Source organism: Kosakonia pseudosacchari (assembly GCF_015167415.1).
Lineage (GTDB): Bacteria > Pseudomonadota > Gammaproteobacteria > Enterobacterales > Enterobacteriaceae > Kosakonia > Kosakonia pseudosacchari.
The window spans coordinates 3726307-3745307 of the sequence record NZ_CP063425.1 but is presented as its reverse complement, the minus strand read 5'-3'; the positions used below and the strand labels follow the sequence as shown (position 1 = coordinate 3745307).

General features: G+C 55.0%; 19 protein-coding genes. 12 read left to right on the top strand and 7 right to left on the bottom strand.

What is annotated here, in order from left to right; genetic code table 11:
• The first annotated feature begins 53 nt into the window (after positions 1-53).
• Positions 54-1823, top strand: coding sequence for an ABC transporter permease (locus IP581_RS17665; protein ID WP_017459364.1), 1770 nt, complete (start codon positions 54-56; stop codon positions 1821-1823).
• Complete coding sequence (locus IP581_RS17660) at positions 1816-2889, top strand: ABC transporter ATP-binding protein (RefSeq protein ID WP_086873743.1); 1074 nt, start codon at positions 1816-1818, stop codon at positions 2887-2889. The genes IP581_RS17665 and IP581_RS17660 overlap by 8 nt, the downstream gene beginning before the upstream one ends.
• A 40-nt stretch (positions 2890-2929) precedes the next feature.
• Here the strand turns inward: IP581_RS17660 and IP581_RS17655 are convergent, their stop codons facing one another.
• The 4 genes from IP581_RS17655 to IP581_RS17640 are packed head-to-tail and all read right to left on the bottom strand — an operon-like array spanning position 2930 to position 5928.
• Positions 2930-3565, bottom strand: coding sequence for a DUF1109 domain-containing protein (locus IP581_RS17655; RefSeq protein ID WP_193821005.1), 636 nt, complete (start codon positions 3563-3565; stop codon positions 2930-2932).
• Positions 3552-4103, bottom strand: a complete 552-nt coding sequence (locus tag IP581_RS17650; protein WP_193821004.1) for a sigma-70 family RNA polymerase sigma factor — start codon at positions 4101-4103, stop codon at positions 3552-3554. Before IP581_RS17650 ends, IP581_RS17655 begins: the two co-directional genes overlap by 14 nt.
• A 9-nt stretch (positions 4104-4112) precedes the next feature.
• Entirely contained in the window at positions 4113-5336 is a 1224-nt protein-coding gene (locus IP581_RS17645; RefSeq protein ID WP_097401851.1) for a protein-disulfide reductase DsbD family protein, read from the bottom strand.
• Between the two features lie 40 nt (positions 5337-5376).
• Entirely contained in the window at positions 5377-5928 is a 552-nt protein-coding gene (locus IP581_RS17640) for a peroxiredoxin (RefSeq protein WP_193821003.1), read from the bottom strand.
• Positions 5929-6320: 392 nt separating this feature from the next.
• Here IP581_RS17640 and IP581_RS17635 point away from each other — a divergent pair, with 392 nt between their 5' ends.
• Positions 6321-7967, top strand: coding sequence for an SgrR family transcriptional regulator (locus IP581_RS17635; protein WP_193821002.1), 1647 nt, complete (start codon positions 6321-6323; stop codon positions 7965-7967).
• Between the two features lie 1933 nt (positions 7968-9900).
• Here IP581_RS17635 and IP581_RS17630 read toward each other — a convergent pair.
• From IP581_RS17630 to flgA, 3 genes are all read right to left on the bottom strand, one after another.
• Entirely contained in the window at positions 9901-10347 is a 447-nt protein-coding gene (locus IP581_RS17630) for a flagella synthesis protein FlgN (RefSeq protein WP_086873750.1), read from the bottom strand.
• 17 nt (positions 10348-10364) lie between these two features.
• Positions 10365-10664 carry a flagellar biosynthesis anti-sigma factor FlgM gene (flgM, locus tag IP581_RS17625; RefSeq protein WP_193821001.1) on the bottom strand — a complete coding sequence of 100 codons (300 nt, stop codon included), beginning with the start codon at positions 10662-10664 and terminating at the stop codon, positions 10365-10367.
• 68 nt (positions 10665-10732) lie between these two features.
• A complete protein-coding gene (gene flgA / locus IP581_RS17620) occupies positions 10733-11434 on the bottom strand; it encodes a flagellar basal body P-ring formation chaperone FlgA (protein ID WP_193821000.1) in 702 nt (233 codons plus the stop codon).
• Positions 11435-11716: 282 nt separating this feature from the next.
• On the opposite strand from flgA, the gene flgB reads away from it, so the two are divergent.
• The 9 genes from flgB (at position 11717) to flgJ (ending at position 18924) form a co-directional block, all read left to right on the top strand.
• Positions 11717-12127, top strand: a complete 411-nt coding sequence (gene flgB, locus IP581_RS17615; RefSeq protein ID WP_017459378.1) for a flagellar basal body rod protein FlgB — start codon at positions 11717-11719, stop codon at positions 12125-12127.
• Between the two features lie 5 nt (positions 12128-12132).
• Positions 12133-12537 (top strand): flagellar basal body rod protein FlgC, encoded by a 405-nt coding sequence (flgC, locus tag IP581_RS17610; protein ID WP_193820999.1) that lies wholly within the window; start codon positions 12133-12135, stop codon positions 12535-12537.
• 10 nt (positions 12538-12547) lie between these two features.
• Positions 12548-13270 (top strand): flagellar hook assembly protein FlgD, encoded by a 723-nt coding sequence (locus tag IP581_RS17605; protein ID WP_193820998.1) that lies wholly within the window; start codon positions 12548-12550, stop codon positions 13268-13270.
• Positions 13271-13315: 45 nt separating this feature from the next.
• Positions 13316-14515 (top strand): flagellar hook protein FlgE, encoded by a 1200-nt coding sequence (gene flgE, locus IP581_RS17600; protein ID WP_086873754.1) that lies wholly within the window; start codon positions 13316-13318, stop codon positions 14513-14515.
• 12 nt (positions 14516-14527) lie between these two features.
• The gene (locus IP581_RS17595) at positions 14528-15274 is read left to right on the top strand and encodes a flagellar basal body rod protein FlgF (protein ID WP_017459382.1); all 747 of its coding nucleotides are present in this window, start codon (positions 14528-14530) and stop codon (positions 15272-15274) included.
• Positions 15275-15297: 23 nt separating this feature from the next.
• Entirely contained in the window at positions 15298-16080 is a 783-nt protein-coding gene (gene flgG / locus IP581_RS17590) for a flagellar basal-body rod protein FlgG (RefSeq protein WP_017459383.1), read from the top strand.
• Positions 16081-16183: 103 nt separating this feature from the next.
• Positions 16184-16843, top strand: a complete 660-nt coding sequence (locus IP581_RS17585) for a flagellar basal body L-ring protein FlgH (protein WP_017459384.1) — start codon at positions 16184-16186, stop codon at positions 16841-16843.
• A 3-nt stretch (positions 16844-16846) separates the two neighbouring features.
• On the top strand, positions 16847-17965 hold the full coding sequence (locus IP581_RS17580; protein ID WP_228007779.1) for a flagellar basal body P-ring protein FlgI: 1119 nt from the start codon (positions 16847-16849) through the stop codon (positions 17963-17965).
• The gene (flgJ, locus tag IP581_RS17575; RefSeq protein ID WP_086873757.1) at positions 17965-18924 is read left to right on the top strand and encodes a flagellar assembly peptidoglycan hydrolase FlgJ; all 960 of its coding nucleotides are present in this window, start codon (positions 17965-17967) and stop codon (positions 18922-18924) included. The genes IP581_RS17580 and flgJ overlap by 1 nt, the downstream gene beginning before the upstream one ends.
• Positions 18925-19001: the final 77 nt, after the last annotated feature.

Sequence of the window (19001 nt, the reverse complement as noted above, 5' to 3'; positions counted from 1 at the left end):
CCTTTTTCTCAGCCAGTGGGTTGGCGTGAGGTTCCTGACCAAAGGGATGATGTATGAATAGTGTGCGCAGAAAATGGCAGGGGTTGCCGCGCGGCGTCATTGTGTTAATCACCGCGCTGGTTATCTATATCCCGCTGTTATTTATTGTGGTGCAGAGTTTTCTCTCGGCGCCCTTTTTTGTCCGTTCTAAGGAACTGAGTCTCGAAGCATTTGAGTTCATTTTTACCGATCCGGATTTCTATCTGGCGCTGAAGTCTGGTTTTATCCTCGCTTTTGGCCTGGTGTTTATCGCCATTCCGCTGGGCGGCATTCTGGCGTTTTTGATGGTGCGCACCGATTTACCGGGCCGCCGTTTTATTGAGCCGCTGATCCTCGTGCCGATTTTTGTTTCACCGATGGTGCTCGGCTTTGGTTATGTGGTGGCGGCCGGGCCGGTGGGCTTTTTCTCGCGCTGGGCGCAGGAGTTAATCGGCTTTGTGCCGTGGAATATCTACTCGATGTTTAGCATCGTGGTGATTGCCGGGCTCACGCATGTTCCCCACGCTTATCTCTATATCTCCTCGGCGTTGCGCAGCGTCGGTTCTGACGTGGAAGAAGCCGCGCGTACCGTTGGCGCATCGCCGTTACAGGTGATGACCGCCGTCAGCCTGCCGATGGTTCGCCCGTCAATTTTGTACGCCTGCGTACTGTTGTTCTTCCTTGGGCTGGAGGTGTTCGGCCTGATGCTGGTGCTGGGCGATCCGGAAGGCAACATGGTGCTGGCGACCTATCTGTATAAATTGACCAACAAACTGGGTACACCCTCTTACCATCTGATGGCGGCGGTGGCGGTGGTGCTGATTTGTATCACGATCCCGCTGGTGATGTTGCAACGCCGCCTGATGCGTACCGCCAACCGTTTTGTCACCATGAAAGGTAAAGCCTCGCAGGCTCGCGCGCTGCCGCTGGGCAAATGGCGCTGGGTTGCCGGTGCGGTGGTGGTGGCGTGGCTGACGGTTACTATCGGCGTGCCGCTGATTGGCGTCGTGCTGCGGGCGTTTATCTCCAACTGGGGGGTTGGCGTTTCGCTGTGGGATGAGGTGTCGCTCGATACTTTCCGCAATATCTGGCAGCAACCGAACCTGTTGCGCGCCATCGTCAACTCAATGGCGATTGGTGTTTTTGGTGGCGCACTGGCGGTGATCTGTTATCTGTTTGTCGGCATTGCCATGCACCGCAAGCAGGATAACGTGACGCGCTTTCTTGATTACAGCGTGCTGGTTCCCCGCGCGGTGCCGGGGCTGCTGGCTGGGCTGGCGTTTTTGTGGGTGTTCCTGTTTTTACCGATGTGGCTCGATCAGTCGCTGAAAAACGGCTGGCTTTCCGGGTTGCCGGTGGCCGAGTGGCTGCGCGAAAACCTGATTGTCTGGCTGCGATCGCTGCGTAACACCATCTTCAGCGTCTGGCTGGCCTACACCGTGGTGTGGATGGCTTACGGTTTGCGGCTTATCTCCTCAACGCTTTTGCAGGTCGGCCCGGAACTGGAAGAGGCGGCGCGCAGCACGGGAGCGACCAGCGGGCAAGTGACCCGCCACGTGACGGTGCCGCTGTCGCGTTATGGCCTGATTGGCTCCTGGCTGCTGATGTTCCTGATTTTTGAGCGCGAATATTCAACCGGGGTCTATCTGCTGTCGCCCGGGACGGAAACCATCGGCTCGATGCTGGTGTCGCTGTGGGCGGCAGGGGCGATTGATATTGTCGCCGCGCTGTCGTTTATCAATATTCTGCTGGTGGTCATCGGTCTTGGTGTGGCCCTGCGCTTTGGAGTGAAATTACATGATTGAGCTGGCGGTAGAAAACCTGCATCTGACCTACGGTGACAACGCGGTGCTAAAAGGTGTCTCGATGGAGCTGAAACGCGGCGAAGTGGTGTCGCTGCTTGGCCCTTCCGGCAGCGGGAAAACCACGCTGCTGCGCGCTGTCGCCGGGCTGGAAAAACCCACCCAGGGGCGGATCACCATTGGTAATAACGTGGTGTACGACGGTACGCCGCGCAGTGAAGTTCCGGCTGAGGAACGCAACCTTGGCCTGGTGTTCCAGTCTTACGCCTTGTGGCCGCATAAAACGGTGTTCGAGAATGTCGCTTACCCGCTCAAGCTGCGCAAAGTCGGCGCGGCGGAAATCAATACCCGCGTGCAAAGCGTGCTGGATCAGCTTGGGCTGGGTACGCTTGGCAAGCGCCACCCGCACCAGCTTTCCGGCGGCCAGCAGCAGCGTGTGGCGATTGGCCGGGCGCTGGTCTACAACCCGCCGGTGATTTTGCTTGATGAGCCGCTCTCGAACCTCGATGCAAAGCTGCGTGAAGAAGCCAGGGTCTTCCTGCGCGAACTGATTGTTAAGCTGGGGCTGTCGGCACTGATGGTGACGCACGATCAGAATGAAGCAATGGCGATTTCCGACCGTATTTTGCTCCTCAACAACGGAGTGATTGAGCAGCAAGGGACGCCGCAGGAGATGTACGCCACGCCGTCGACGCTATTTACCGCCGAGTTTATGGGCAGCAACAACCGGCTGCACGGCAAGGTGAGTGAAGTCAGTAACGGCAGGGCGAGGATTGAAGGGGCGAACTGGGCGCTGTGGGGCGTTGCCGGGCCGGGCGTGCGCGCAGGCCAGGATTGCACGGCGGTGATCCGCGTCGAGAGCCTGCGGCTGGCGGACTCGCCGCAGGATAACTCGCTGGATTTGCCGATGCTCACCAGCATGTACCTGGGCGATCGCTGGGAGTATCTGTTCCGCACCTCCGGCGATGATTACGCGATCCGGGTTTACGGCACCCAGCAGCGCAACCAGCAAAACTACCGCGTGGTGCTGCCTGCTGAACAGTTGTGGATCTTCCCGCAAAAAAGCTAAGTGTGTAAGCACGTACTGACCGTTCAGTACGTGCTGCGCATTACGGCAGTGACACCCATTTGTAACCCAGCGCGATTGTCGCCAGTACAATGGTGCTGAAGGCGGCGATATGCAACATCAAATCCGCCAGGCTGATGTGTGTCGGGTGGCAAAGGGTAAGCAGCGTAAGCGCCATGCAGGCGACGCCTGCGCCCGCCGCCGCCAGGCTGCGCGCCGGGAAAAGCGTGCGCGTGCGCCGCAGGTAAGCAATCACTATCAATGCCATCGGCATGCTGACTGTCACCATAAACAGATAACAGTTCGGCCCTTCAACAACCGTACTTACCGGCAACACGCGGTGCATATGCAGATTACTGAACGTACCTGCCAGCCACAGTGCTGCCAGTGGTGTAAACCATCTCCAGCCCAGCGCGTTTCGCCCGGCGATGCTCAACAGAAACGCATTACGCACCGCCAGCGTCCCGGCGATAAATGTCAGCAGTAATTGCACCAGCGCCCACCACGCGCCAGGCTGCGACCAGTCGGTCAGCGTGCGGTTGAGGATAACGCCTGCGATAACGCCGCAAGGCAGTGCGAGCGCCACCCAGCTTAGCGCCCGCCAGCCCGGCTGGAAGGGGCGTTTTACTGGTTCGATGGAACGACCCAATTGTTCAATTAACAGCTCATGATCGGCCATGATGGGCTCCTAACCGACGAAGGTTGCTCAGGGCGCGATGCAGCAAGGATTTCACGGCGGCGACCGTCAAATTTTGCTGTGTCGCGGTTTCTGCCAGCGTCATTTCGCGCAGGTGAACATGTTCAACCACCTCCCGCTGGCGCGCAGGTAGCTGATTGAGCAGCATAGCCAGCTCATCGTGTGATGGCACTTCCATGCTGGTGGCAGGCAGGGGAATATCCGCCTCGCTTGCCACTTCGCGCTGCTGGTGGCGGCCTCGTTTGCGCAGCGCATCCACCGCGCGGGCGTTGGCTATCGCCATCAGCCACGGCAGAAAAGGCGCGCCCGGATCGTAGGTGTGCCGCACCCGGTGCACGGTGAGCAGCACATCCTGAATCACATCTTCCACCAGCACCTCGTCGGCAATCTGTTTGCGGGCGAGGGATCGGATAACCGGCACCAGCGCTTTGAGCAGCCGCGTGTAGGCCTGGCTGTCGCCGGACTGCGCCTGCGCCATCAGTTGCGGCCATTCATCGCGTGCTGCCTCGTTTTTTTCCATATCCCGCCTTCAGGTTTTTTTCCCGCTGGCCTGCGTTAGCGCGTTAACCACAATTGAAGGGGTTAACACCTGCGGCAAAATTTTCGGTGCGCCACCGTCTGCCGGGTAGACCACATACAGCGGTAAACTGCCTTGCCCCAGCTCGTTGAGCGCGTCATCAATATCCGCATTAAATTTGGTCGAATCCGCCACCATATACAGTGTGCCGGTTTTCGCCAGCGCCGCTTTCACGGCTTGTGTCGAGAGCGAGGTCTTTTCATTCACCTGGCAGGTTATGCACCAGGAGGCGGTGAAATTGACAAAGATAGCCTTGCCGTGGCCGCGATTATCCGCCACGGTTTGCGGCGACCATTTGACCTCTTCAATCGTATTGCTCGCCGCCAGCGGCGCACCGTTTTGCACTATTGAAGGCAGCGGAACAATGGCAGCCAGCAGCAGCGCTGCGGTCAGGGCAAACAGCGCTTTATGGCCGCGCCCGGCAAACCGACGCTGTTGCGCCATGCCGTAAAGCCAGGCGGCGAAACTCACCACCACGGCAGCCGCCAGAATAGCCGCCAGCGCCGTGGTACCAGCCTGCTGCGCCAGTACCCACACCAGCCAGCCGAAAGCGCCGAACATGGGAAAAGCCAGCCCGCGTTTAAGCGTATTCATCCATGCGCCGGGGCGCGGCAGCCATTTGCCGAGCGCCGGAAACAGTGAAATCAGCGTAAACGGCGCGGTAAAACCGAGCGCCAGGGCGATAAATATCGCCAGCGCCACGGCGGGTGGTTGCACCAGCGCGTAGCCGATGGCGCCCGCCATAAAGGGGGCGGCGCATGGGGTGGCGACAATGATCGAGAGCGCACCGGTCAGCGCCGCGCGCAGAAATGCCCCGCGTTGTAGGGTTATCTCGCCAGCGCGTTGCACCGACAGACCAACCTCAAATACGCCGAGCAAATTGAGTGCCGCGCCCAGAATAATCAGCGCCAGAAAAGCGATCACCAGCGGCGATTGCAACTGAAAGCCCCAGCCCACGGCGGTTCCCCCGGCGCGTAACGCCAGCAAGACGCCCGCAAGCGCCAGCATGGTCAGCACACAGCCGAGCAAAAAGCCAAGACCCTCTTTACGGGTTTGTGCCGGGCTTTGCGTATGGCGCAACAGCCCCAGCGCTTTCAGCGAGATAATCGGAAACACACAGGGCATAAAGTTGAGAATAATGCCGCCTGCGAAGGCGGCGAGCATGGCGGTTAACATAGCGATTCTCTGATGGATAAAAGAAGATTAACGGCCCCGTTTACGAATGCGCGTTGGCATACTGTTTCACCGCTTCCATCGTTTTCTGAATATGCGTCTCCGGGTTTCTGTCAGTGTAGCTCAGCAGGATTTTGCCATCGGGTGCAATCACATAGGAGGTGCGATCCGAGAGGGTTTTGCCATTCATTTTCATCAACGAGTCATATTGCGCCGCCACTTTTGCGCCTGGATCGGCGGTGACGGTGAATTTATCGCGACACTCCAGTTTGGAGAATTCATCCACCTGGTCGGTGTTGCCAGCCGTCACGCCCACCACTGTCGCGCCCAGTTTTTTGAAATCATCCGTCGCCTCGGCGAAGGCGTGCGCTTCAATGGTACAACCCTTGCTGAACGCCGCCGGGAAGAAGTAAAGCACCACCGGGCCTTTTTGCAGCGCCTGTTGCAACGAGAAGGTGAGCGGCTTTCCAGCCAGCGCGCCTTGCAGTTTAAAATCGGGCGCTTGCGAACCGGTGGGCAGGGCTGCGTGGGCATTGGCGAGGTTCAACAGTGCAGCGGCGGTGAGACTGAGAACGAGTTTTTTCATCGGGATCATGTTGCGCTCCTGTAGGGGAAATAAATTAACGCTCAAAGACAGTTCGTTCGAATGCCGGCAAAAGTTTCGCGCAGCGTTAAAAAAATAGCGTTATTTTGCTGCCAGGCGTGGTGCTTAATGATGAGTGATGCGCATTTTTAAGGTGTGAGGGAAAATAATATCAATGAAATATCTGAATTGGTTAAAATGACAAAGAGTGGCCGGGTTTCAAATGAAAATTACCAATTTAGCCTTGTTTGTCATATGATTACAGCCCTCAGGGGACAGCGATAAAGCGCATGGAATGCGGAGGCGTTAATTCTGGCTTTATTCTCATATGCTACATTTAAGAGGCTTTCCTCTGGCCTGATGGCTCATCTTTTAACTTCCTTGTATGACGCTGGAAAACTTTAATGCTTTATAACTCTGCCGTTAAAAAAGGGAGTTTGTTGCGCCGTTATAATCGGCTGCTTTCCCGTTATAACACCCACCGTCATGAAGTGTCGCTGGCGCAAATCGCCGATACGCTCGCCTGCACAGCGCGCTATGCACGTTCGCTATTGCATGAAATGCAGGAAGAGGGCTGGCTGGTGTGGAATTCGCGTCCGGGGCGCGGCGCGCTGGGCGTGTTGCAATGCCGTATGAATGCGGCGGCGCTGGAAACCCTGTTGGCGGGGGAATATCCGACATCTGAAGCAGAAACGACATCCGTTCAGGCGCAGCCGCACTATTCCAGCGACGGTTTTCGCTATTTAATCTCTTTTTACCGGCCGCTGCTGGCGCCCATTCCGTCTATCCACACCGATCGCGCCGGGCGGCATATTTTGCAAATGGTGCATGCCGGGCTGACGCGTCATATTCCTGAGCAGGTCGCGCCCATTCCCGGCCTCGCCCATACCATCACCAGCAGTGAAGATGGCTTACGCTGGCGTTTTGTTCTGCGTCGCGGCCTGGTCTGGCATAACGGCGAACCTGTTCTGCCTGAGCAGCTTCGGCAGACGCTTGCGCGCTATGCCGGTGGTCCTGGGCTGCCGCATGTTATTGACGTGAAATGTGACAATTATGTGCTGACGATGCAGCTGGGCCAACGGGATAACATGCTGCTTTATCGGCTGGCAAACCCGGTGTATGCGCTGCCGCATCCGCGCAACGGCTCCATTGGCCTGGGGCCGTTTAAAGTGAGCGAGCACTCCAGTACGCAACTGGTGTTAAGACGTTTTTCCGCCTGGTATGGCGAAACGCCGCAGGCATCGGAGATTGTTTACAGCACGCCGCTCAGCGTCTCCCCGCTGCCTGCGCTGGTACGCATGGATACGCCCCAGTCATTGATTACACCCGAAGCGATGGCCGAGCGGGATAATGCCGATGCCTTTTATTATGTGACCTTCAACCAGGCGCGCGGACGCTTAAACGCGCAGCAGCAGGCATTTATCCGGCGGGTTGCGCGTAGCATTAGCGCAGGCTTGATCGAGCGGGAGGATACGCTGGGTCCGCTGCCGGAGTGGCTGCAGCCAACCGCCGAACCGGAAGTGCAGGCGCTACTGCCAGATAGCCTGAATCTTGTCTATTTCCGCTCAACAGAAATGCGCAAGCTGGTGGATGAGCTGGCGAAAAGCCTGCGGTATCGCGGCTGTAAAGTGACGCTGACGCCGATAAGCGTTACCCACTGGTTATTGCAGGATAAAAACTGGGCGGAGCAGGATATCTGCATGGGGTTTCTGCGTTTCGAGCAGCATGACGCGTTCAGCATGGAGGAGCGCTACCGTCACAGCGTGATGTGGGCCTGGTTTTGGGGAGAAGCCATCTGGCGGCGCGGTATCCGCATTCTTGATCGTATTAACGCCGGGCCGGCGGAGCGCTACAGCCGACGCGTCAAACGATTGATGCGCTATCTCAGCGATCACCGCTGGATCGTGCCGCTGCTCGCGCAACGCTACCGGCTGGTGACGCCCGCCAGCGTGCAGGGCGTTTTTTGCTATCCGCAGAGCTGGCCTGATTACACGCGGCTGTGGACGGACGAGGTGCAGCATGTCCAGAACACACAACAACCTCATGAGTAGCTTTTCTGGATTAAAATATCGCAGTTTGTGTTTGATGTAGAGTTTAAAATCGGAAATTGGCGGGGAAATTTAACGCCATCGATACTAATTACTACTGCGTGGTGTAGGTTTTGCTGTTTTTCCCAGAAAAATTTAAATATAACAGTAGGTTATGTTGTTAACATCACAGAAAGCAGAAACTGGACGATTAAAAAAGATACGGTAGAATACGCCTCCGCAGCCATTGCAAAACGGGCTTCTCTCTATTTTTTCGCTGATAAGATAAAACTGTAAAAATATATCCGTTAAGTTGATGAATGGATATTTTTATGATGCGTTATCTCGCCTGCTTTTGAATGTTAGCGATCCCCATTTCTGATATTTCTATTTTTCCCCTGTCATTCTTTTCCGCATTTCTGTTTTTATGTTGTATAGCCAAAAAATATCTTTCCTTTACCGTTCTTCTTGTATCTTTTGACACTATTCCTTGATTGTTGTTTCTAACTTCATGAAAAAATGGCAAAAAAAATGCCACTCAAGGTGGCAATCGAAATAGTGGTTTTACATCACATATGACAACTAATGTACTGTCTAATTGCCACAGTAATATAGTTTAGTCACCAGGTTTCCCGACATGTGGCAACTAAAGAACACGCCTTTCATCGAGAGGGTATTTAAGCAAAGCACCATTCAGAATGAACCGGTAAAACGTCCTGTTGCATTGCTTGAATGTATTCTCGCTATTTTTGATGCGTTCGTAAATAGCCTTTTTTCTGCCGATTGATTTATCGGAGGCGGAAAAAGCAGCTCAAAAATTCCCTGCTAAAAAAGTGCCAATTATTTACTCTGACAGCCCCCCGCTCAGGCAGCATTTTTAACCGGAAAAAAAGGATCTAAATCAGCGCTTTTGATTTTTAATGCGACCGACCTCACATTCATCGCCAAAATCCATGAAACATTTTGAAACATTTTTGTTAGGGGAAGCGCTGAGAACGGCTTTCTGCGCGGGTTTATCGCTAAGACTAGTACGAAGACGACTTACGCTTATGGTCAAATAAACGGCGCAGAGGATTGTGCTATGGATGAGGGCCATAAAACAGAACCGAAGCGCGCGACGGTAAGCCTCAATCGTCCAGACAATCGCTGAAGGCAAAAATGGATGCCATGACGCTACGTAGAATAAACCACCGAAACTAAACGCCAGCTAACAGCAAAGAAGAAAAGTGCGAATTTAAGCGTCTGAATGCCGCGCATAGGAAAATGCCGCCAGCTTACGGCGACGAAGGAGAGATGCTGGTTTAACCATCGACTACGCGCATAACATCACGCAGAACAACTACCGGAACTGAACGCCCGCTTACGGCGCCGAAGAAGAGATCCTGGTTTAGTTATCGACAACGCGCATAACATCACGCAGAACAAACTACCGGAACTGAACACCAGCTTGCTGCACCGGAGGAGAGATCATGGTTTAACCATCGACAACGCGCATCACGCTATGCAGAACAAACCACCGGAACTGAACGCCAGCTTACGGTACAGAAGAAACGATCTGGTTAGACATCGACAACGCGCATCACGCCAGGCAGAACAAACCACCGCAACTGAACGCCAGCTTACGGTACAGAAGAAACGATCTGGTTAGCCATTAACAACGTGCATAACAGCGCGCAGAAAAAGCAGACGGAATGAAATGTCAGCCTGCAACCCGCAAACAAAGTCAGTCACGGCGTCGACAGGCTACGCGAAACGAATAGAGGAAAGGGGGCGCAGAAAACGACGTAAAGGCGTTCAGGGAAAGCGCGTCAGGCGCAATGCGGGAAGCACATGCACAACATACTCACCAGACCCGGAAAAGAGGAGGGATTCCGGGTCTGGTGCGGGGAACAACACGGGCGCGCAAGACGCCATAACGCTGTGTTAATGCTGAATGTTGCACGCAGAAGAGACCGCATTAAACAGAAATGCGGTAAACATTACCCGAAGCATCATTGCTGCGGTTGCCGCTTTCGCCATACAGCTGCGCGGTTGCGGTCGTCTGGCTGACAATCTTTTTGAAGTCGTTCATCTTCTTCATATGCATGTTCAGCAACTGATAGCTTTTTTGATTGAGCTCAGCAGATTTTCGCACCACCACGGTAATACGATCCCAAAGCGTGGCCAGTTCGGAGTGGCGCGGGTAGGGAAACGTCAACTGATGCTGTTTCTCTTCCTGTTTACGCTGCTCATCGTAGAAGTTAATCGCTGACAACAAACGGCTCTTGTTGTCGGAGATCACTTGCAGTGAAACCGGGTTTATCTGGGCGCGGCTAAGCTGGCCAATTTCTTCTACCAGGGTCGCTTCAAGTTCACCCAGCAGCGTATACAGTTTGTTCAGAATTACGGGTAAGTTTTCCATCATTCACATGCATGTTGAGATTATGAGAATCGAAAGATGTCGCGTACCAACGCGCTGGCGATTTTATCGCTGTCGAGGTGGAGTTCACCTGCATCCATCTTCGCTTTAATGGCGGCAAGACGTTCCGTATTAACATCACGGCTGCCGTCATTTTTAATTTGCTGCGTCAGCTGGCTGAGTTTGACCTGCGTGCCGGCCTGCTGGGCGTCTGTTTTCCCCGATTGCGCTGCCTCATCATTCATAACTCTGGTCTCAACGGGTTGTTGTTGAGTGCCGGCTGCCTGAATGGGATTGGCCTGGCGGGTGCGTTCAATGTTCATACGGATCCTGGTTTTCTATGCGGTGGCTCTGTATTAAAGATATCGGCACGGGGAAAATAAAACTGAAATCAGTTCGACAGGCTAATGCTCACTTGTCCTTGTCCTGTTACGGTGGCGACCACCACCTGGCCGGTTCGGGTCTGTACTCTGACGCTTTCATCGAGCGCTGCGTTATCCAGCGCTTTACCTTTGGCGTGGATCAGAAAACCGTCACCCGGCGCGGTAATTTCGACGGTGCGATTAGCAATAACGGCCCAGCTGCGGCGCAGCTGATTTTCTGCCAGCGGCGATCCCGGTTGAATGATGCGCGTGGGCGTGCTGCCAATAATGCTCTGCGGATCAAGCAATAACCCGGCCGGTAAACGATCCAGTTCACCACTCACGGGCTGGATATCCTCTGCGCCAATAATCTGCCCCGGTTTCAGCGTCTGCGCTGCCACCCAGTACCTGCCGGTGGCACTAATCTGAATCTGAATGAACTGCTGTTTTTTGCCGCATTTGGCTATCACGCTGCGCCGACCCGTCAGGCGCACAGAGCGGCCCGAAAGCCGTAAATCTGGCTGGGCGCATAATGCGGCGAGTTTAGTCGCGGGAGTAAGAATTTTAATGCGCAGCTGTGGCTGATTCTCCGCTTCTTTATTGTTCGCGGCCAGCAAGGTGGCGATGCGGGCTTCGAGATCGCTATTTTCCGGCGCGCTGGCAAAAGCCGGTGAGAACGGGCAGCAGAGCGCGAAAATCACGATAAGCGACCGGATAAGGAGCTGCGGCATAATGAGGTAAACCTGCCTTATAATATAAAGAAACAATAGGATTAATATTTTTTTAATTGTAATTCAGGATGGACATTTTCTTATCTATTAAATGCCGTCAGTTTTGACAGCATTTCACTGCATTGCTATTTCAACTTTTAAATATAAGCTTCTTTTCGGCAAATTAAGCGAAAGTGAACTGGCTAAATGCGTCAACTTCTGTCGGATTTTTAAGGTATAGATTTATTAGGTTGTCTCTTAGACTATGCCCCGTAATCAATTCAGAAGTAAGCGAGTCATTTCATGTTTGATAAACTTGATAATGAATTGCGTTTCCAGCAGCAGGCGTTAAGCCTGATGTCGCGGCGGCAGGATATTTTAGCGTCCAATATCGCAAATGCCGATACGCCGGGATACAAGGCGCGAGATATTGATTTTTCGAAAGAATTGAAAAATGCAATGCAGCAGGAAACGCGTCATCCATTAACACTAAGTTTAACCGCCGGGAAACATATTCCTGGCGTAGCGCCGAAAACGGACAATCGACAATTACTTTATCGTATTCCCGATCAGCCACGAGCTGATGGAAACACTGTCGATATGGATCGTGAACGCGTTAATTTTGCTGACAACAATGTCAAATATCAGACGAGTCTAACGATTCTCGGCGCTCAAATAAAAGGTTTAACGAGTGCCCTTAACCAAGGTCAATAATTTTCATGTCGCTGTTTAGTGTTTTCGATATTTCAGGTTCGGCTATGGCCGCCCAATCAAAAAGACTTAACGTCAGTGCCAGCAATATGGCGAACGCCGACAGTATTGCCGGCCCGGATGGTAAACCGTACCGCGCGCGTTCGGTGGTGTTCAATGTCGATAACTCCACCGGTCAGGAGATTGGCGGCGTGAAAGTGAGCGGCGTTACGGAATCCACTGCGCCGGACAGACTGGTTTATGAACCCGCAAACCCACTGGCGGACGACAAAGGTTATGTCCATATGCCGAACGTCGATGTGGTGGGTGAAATGGTCAACACCATTTCGGCATCCCGCAGCTATCAGGCCAACGTCGAAGTGATGAACTCGGCGAAGAACCTGATGCTGAAAACGCTGACTCTGGGCCAGTAAGGATTAAAGAATGGCAATTTCACCGGTCATGACCCAAAGCGCCGCGACGACGAAAACCACCTCCTCGTCGGGCACCAGTAACACCAATACCACCAGTTCTTCGAGTGTCGGTACCGGCTCCAGCGCCGACGACCTGCTGAATAACTTTATGACGCTGCTGGTGGCGCAGATGCAAAACCAGGATCCCACCAGCCCAATGGACAACAACCAGCTGACTGCTCAGCTGGCGCAGTTCAACACGGCGGCGGGCGTCGAGCAGCTCAACAGCACCATGAACAGCATGGGTACGCTGGTCGCCAGTATGCAGCAGATGAACTCCGCTGACTGGGTAGGGCGCGACATCATGGTTGAAGGCGAACCTTCAGTTTCCACCGCCACGGACGGAAACCAGAAAGTCGGGGTTTCCCTGAACAGCCCGGCGGATGAAGTCACCGTCACGCTGACCGATCCGGCCGGTAACGCCTATACCGCGAAGCTGAAAAATGTGGAAGCGGGCGTGCATCAGTACTCGCTGGATGATTTTGACGATTTCCAGCCGAGCGATCCGCGCTTGCAGGCCGACACGAACTTCAAAGTGTCGTTCTCCGCCACCAACGCCGACGGCAGCACGCCAACCATTACCGCGCTGAAACCGGCGAAAGTGCAGAGCGTCTCCTTCACCAACTCAGGCGCGGTGCTGCAACTGGGTGTTAATGGTACCGCCTCGCTGAGTGACGTTTACCTCATCGAGTAATTTTTAGTTTGGATTTTGCGCAACCTGCGCACAGGAATTTATCACATGGGTTTTTCTCAAGGTCTTAGTGGATTAAACGCCTCATCACAGGCGCTGGATGTTGTAGGTAACAACATCGCCAACTCACAAACGGTCGGTTTTAAATCAGGTTCTGTGGCTTTCGCCGATGTGTTTGCCGGTTCTCAGGTCGGCATGGGCGTACAGGTTGCTGGCGTAAACCAGAACTTCAGCGATGGCGTACTTGGCGCAGGCAGCAGCCCGCTGGATATGGGTATCCAGGGCAATGGCTTCTTCCGCATGGTGACCGAAGCGGGTCGCGTATTTTACAGCCGTAACGGCCAGTTCCAGACCGATGAAAATGGCTACGTCGTCAATAACCAGGGCATGCGCCTGACGGGTTACATGGCTACGGGTACACCGCCTGCGATCCAGCAGGGCGCGCCGGTCGGGCCGATTCAGATCCCGACCGGGCAGATGCCGGCTCGCGCCTCTGACGCGGGTTCCATTTCCGGTAACCTGGATTCCGGTAACGAGATTGTCACGGTTACGCCTTTCGATCCGGCAGATGGCGACTCTTACACCTATTCCACCCAGGTTAACGCTTATGACAGCCTGGGCAACGAGCACGCGATCAACGTCTATTACGTGAAAACGGCGGATAACCAGTGGACGGCCTACTCCGTCGACTCCACGTCGCCGGGCACCACCAGCTCCGTCAACCTGACGTTTGATACCTCCGGCAAGCTCACCACCAACCCGGCGAACCTGCCGGTTGCGGGCGCGGCTTACCAGGGTGGCGCGGCGCTGAATTTCAACCTCGATCTCTCTGGTCTTTCTCAGCAGGCGTCTGAAAACACCATGGACAGCCCGAGCACCACCGGCTACCCGCCGGGACTGATGAACGGCTACACCGTGGGTGATAACGGCCAGATCATCGCCTCTTACAGCAATGGTGAAAACCAGTTGCTGGGTCAGGTGGTGCTGAGCAACTTCACCAATCCGGGTGGTCTTCAGTCAGCGGGCAATAACTGCTGGACGGAAACCCCGGAATCCGGTCAGCCGGTCATTGGTATTGCCGACACCGGTAACCTGGGTTCGCTGCGCGGCAACATGCTGGAAGCCTCAAACGTGGATCTGAGTAAAGAGATGGTGAACATGATTGTTTACCAGCGTAACTACCAGTCCAACTCTCAGACCATCAAGACCCAGTCTGAGCTTCTGCAAACGCTGGTTAACCTGGGTTAAGAGTAGCGCCTCATGGATCACGCGATTTATACCGCAATGGGGGCCGCAAACGCGGCCCTTAACCGCCAGGCGGTGACCTCTAACAACCTGGCGAATGCTTCTACCACCGGTTTTCGTGCGCAGATCGCGGCGTTTCGCGCGATCCCTGTGCAGGGGCCGTCGATAGAAACCCGCACGATGGTGGCCGAATCCACGCCATTTAGCGACAACACCATGGGCACGATGCAGGCCACCGGGCGCAGCCTGGATGTCGCCATGCCGCAAAACGGCTGGCTGGCAGTGCAGTTGCCCGATGGCAGTGAAGGCTACACCAAAGATGGCAACATCGAAGTGGATGCCGAAGGCCAGTTGCGGGTGCGCGGTATGCCGCTGCTCGGTGACGGCGGCCCGGTAGCTGTACCGCCGCAGGCGGAACTGACTATCGCGGCGGACGGCACCATCACCGCGCTGGGCGCAGGCGATGAGCCTTCAGCGCTGGCGCAGGTGGCGCGCCTGAAAATGGTTAACGCCACACCAAACACGCTGAAACATGGCGATGACGGTCTGTTTCATGTCGCCGATCCGGCAGCGGCACAAGTACTTCCCGCTGATGCGGATCTGCGCTTGATGCCCGGCATGCTGGAAGGCAGCAACGTCAGCCCGGTGAAATCGATGGTGGACATGATCGCCACCGCCCGCGGTTTTGACATGAACATGAAAGTCATCACCACCGTTGATGATAACGAACAAAAAGCTAACCAGTTACTGAGCGCCGGTTAAGCCCCGATAAGGAGAAATAGACCATGATCCGTTCTTTATGGATTGCGAAAACCGGCCTTGAAGCCCAGCAAACCAATATGGATGTGATTTCCAACAACCTGGCGAACGTCAGCACCAACGGCTTTAAACGCCAGCGTGCGGTATTTGAAGATCTGATTTATCAGACCTTACGCCAGCCGGGCGCGCAGTCTTCCGAGCAGACCACCATCCCTTCTGGTTTACAGCTGGGTACCGGTGTTCGCCCGGTTGCGACCGAGCGCATTCACAGCCAGGGCAGCCTGACGCAGACCAACAACAGCAAAGACGTCGCCATTCAGGGCAGCGGTTTCTTCCAGGTTCAGTTACCGGATGGCACCACCGCCTATACCCGCGACGGCTCGTTCCAGTTTGACCAGAACGGACAGCTGGTGACCTCCAGCGGTTATCAGGTGCAACCGGCGATCACTATCCCGCAGGACGCGCAAAGCCTGACCATCGGTAACGACGGTATTGTCAGCGTAACCGTGCCGGGGCAGACCGCGCCGCAGCAGGTTGGTCAGCTAACGCTGAGCTCATTTATCAATGATTCCGGCCTCGAAAGCATAGGTGAAAACCTGTATCGCGAAACGCAATCGTCTGGCGCACCGAATGAATCCACACCGGGTTTAAACGGCGCGGGAACCCTGAAACAGGGCTACGTCGAAACCTCGAACGTTAACGTCGCAGAAGAGCTGGTCAATATGATCCAGACCCAGCGCGCCTACGAAATTAACAGTAAAGCGGTGTCGACGTCTGACCAGATGCTGCAACGACTGACTCAACTTTGATCCCTGGCCGCGGGCATCGCTCGCGGCTGCTTTACCTGTAGTGAATGAAATGACCAATCTCCCTTGCTCTGTACGTACGCTTTGTCGTTTAGCAACGACTTTCATGCTGATTTCCGTGGTTACCGGCTGCGCCTACATTCCGCAAAAACCGTTGGTGGGGGGCGAAACCTCCGCTATGCCCGCACCGGTCGCCGCCGCTACCGCGAATGGCTCGATTTTTCAGACAGGGCAGGCGATGAATTATGGTTATCAACCGATGTTTGAAGACCGCCGCCCACGCAACGTAGGCGACACGCTGACCATTGCGCTGCAAGAAAACGTCAGCGCCAGTAAGAGTTCCTCGGCGAGTGCCTCGCGTGACGGCTCCACCGATGTCGGCGTCGCCGGCGTACCCGGTTTTATGGCCGGTCTGGTGGGCAACGGTAAAGCCGATGCGTCCATCAGTGGAACGAATGATTTCGCCGGGAAAGGCGGCGCGGCGGCGAAAAATACCTTTAGCGGCACCATCACCGTGACGGTGAAACAGGTGCTGGAAAACGGCAACCTGGCGGTTGTCGGCGAAAAACAGATTGCGATTAACCAAGGGACTGAGTTTATCCGCTTCTCCGGCATCGTGAACCCGCGCACCATCAGCGCCAGCAACACCGTTATCTCCACCCAGGTGGCAGATGCGCGTATCGAGTATGTCGGTAATGGCTATATCAACGAAGCGCAGCAAATGGGCTGGCTGCAGCGCATGTTCCTTAACCTTTCTCCTTTTTGATTGATGATGAAAACGAATCTCTTAACCCGTGGCCTTGCGCTGTTGTGCTGTCTGTCGGCGCTGGTCGCCGGGCAGGCCAGCGCGGAGCGCATTCGCGATATCACCACCCTGCAAGGGGTACGCGGCAACTCCCTGATGGGCTATGGCCTGGTTGTCGGGCTTGATGGTACTGGCGACCAGACCATGCAGACACCGTTTACCACCCAGAGCCTGAACAACATGCTCTCACAGCTCGGTATCACCGTGCCGGCGGGCGTGAATATGCAGCTCAAAAACGTTGCGGCGGTAATGGTGACGGCGGAACTGCCGCCGTTTGCCCGCGCCGGTCAGCAGATTGACGTGGTGGTTTCCTCAATGGGTAACGCCAAAAGCCTGCGCGGCGGCACGCTGCTGATGACTCCGCTGAAGGGCGCGGATAGCCAGATTTATGCGCTGGCGCAGGGGAACCTGTTGGTTTCCGGCGCAGGCGCGCAGGCCGGTGGCAACCGGGTGCAGGTCAACCAGCTTAATGGCGCACGCATCAGCGGTGGCGCGACGGTTGAACGTGAAGTGCCGTCGAACTTTGCCGCTCAAGGCTCGCTTAAACTCCAGCTTAATGAAGATGATTTCACCGTGGCACAACAGGTGAGCGATGCGATCAACCGCCGTTACGCAGGCGCCGCATTTGCGGAAGATGCGCGCACCATTAGCCTGCGCGCACCTGCCGACAGCGCCGCGCGCGTGCGCTTCCTTGCGGCGGTGCAGGATATTCCGTTGCGCGTGGATGCCGGTGATGCGCGAATCATCATCAACTCGCGTACCGGATCGGTGGTGATGAACCGCCATGTTTCGCTGGATTCCTGTGCGGTTGCGCAGGGTGATCTGACGGTAGAAGTCGCCAACAACACCCAGGTGAACCAGCCGAATACGCCGCTGGCAGGTGGGCAAACGGTAGTCACGCAGAACACGCAGCTTTCCGTGCGTGAGCAAAACGGCTCGCTGCAACGCGTGAACACCAGCACCGATTTGAACAATGTGGTGCGGGCGTTAAACAACCTTGGCGCAACGCCGAATGATTTGATGGCGATCCTGCAATCGATGAAAACCGCAGGCTGCCTGCATGCGCGTCTGGAGATTAACTGATGATCGGCCCGGCAATGACTCAAGGGGCGGCGTTTGACGCGCACAGCCTCGACAAACTGAAACTGGCCGCCCACAACGACTCCCCGGATGCGTTAAAGGCGGTGGCGAAGCAGATGGAAGGCTTGTTCGTGCAGATGATGCTCAAGAGCATGCGCCAGGCCTCCTTCAAAGACGGGCTGTTCAATACGCAGCAGTCGGAGATGTTTACCTCGATGTATGACCAGCAGTTGTCGCAGAACATCGCCGAAAAAGGAAAAATGGGTTTTGCCGATCTGATGGTGCAACAACTGACCGGCAAACCCGCCTCAACAGTGGAAAATGTCACAGCGACGCGTGAAGTGCCGCTTAATATCAGCCCGGCACGCTTTATCAGCGTGCCGCTGCGTTTGCAGCCGGTCGACCCTGAAGAACAGCAGGCAGAAAAAACCGCCACGCCGCAGCCGGAAATTGCCGCCGTTCCTGGCGGCAGCTTTATTTCCCGCATGATGGGGCCTGCGATGGCGGTCGCGCGTTTAAGCGGTATTCCGCATCAGTTAATTATTGCCCAGGCGGCGCTGGAATCCGGTTGGGGTAAACGCGAAATTATGACCAGCGATGGTAAACCGAGTCATAACTTATTTGGCGTGAAAGCCACGGCGGATTGGGACGGTGAAACTACCGAAATTACCACCACCGAATATGAAAATGGCACCGCGCAGAAAATAAGGGACAAATTTAAAGTCTATTCCTCTTATACCGAAGCGCTGGAAGATTATACGTCGTTAATTAGTCGTAGCCCGCGTTATAAAAATGTTGTGAAATCTGAATCGCCGGAAATAGCGGCAAAAGCGTTGCAGTCTGCCGGATATGCAACCGATCCCGCGTATGCGAAAAAATTGATCAGCATCATTCAGCAAGTGAAGAATAACGTCAATCAGGCGGCTGAAGCCTATTCGACAGATTTTTCTTCATTATTTTAACCGTCAGGCTTTAGTGAAATTTTGTAAGGCCGATAAATATAAGAGAGCGCTACTTTTATCAGGGGCGTCTTACCTCC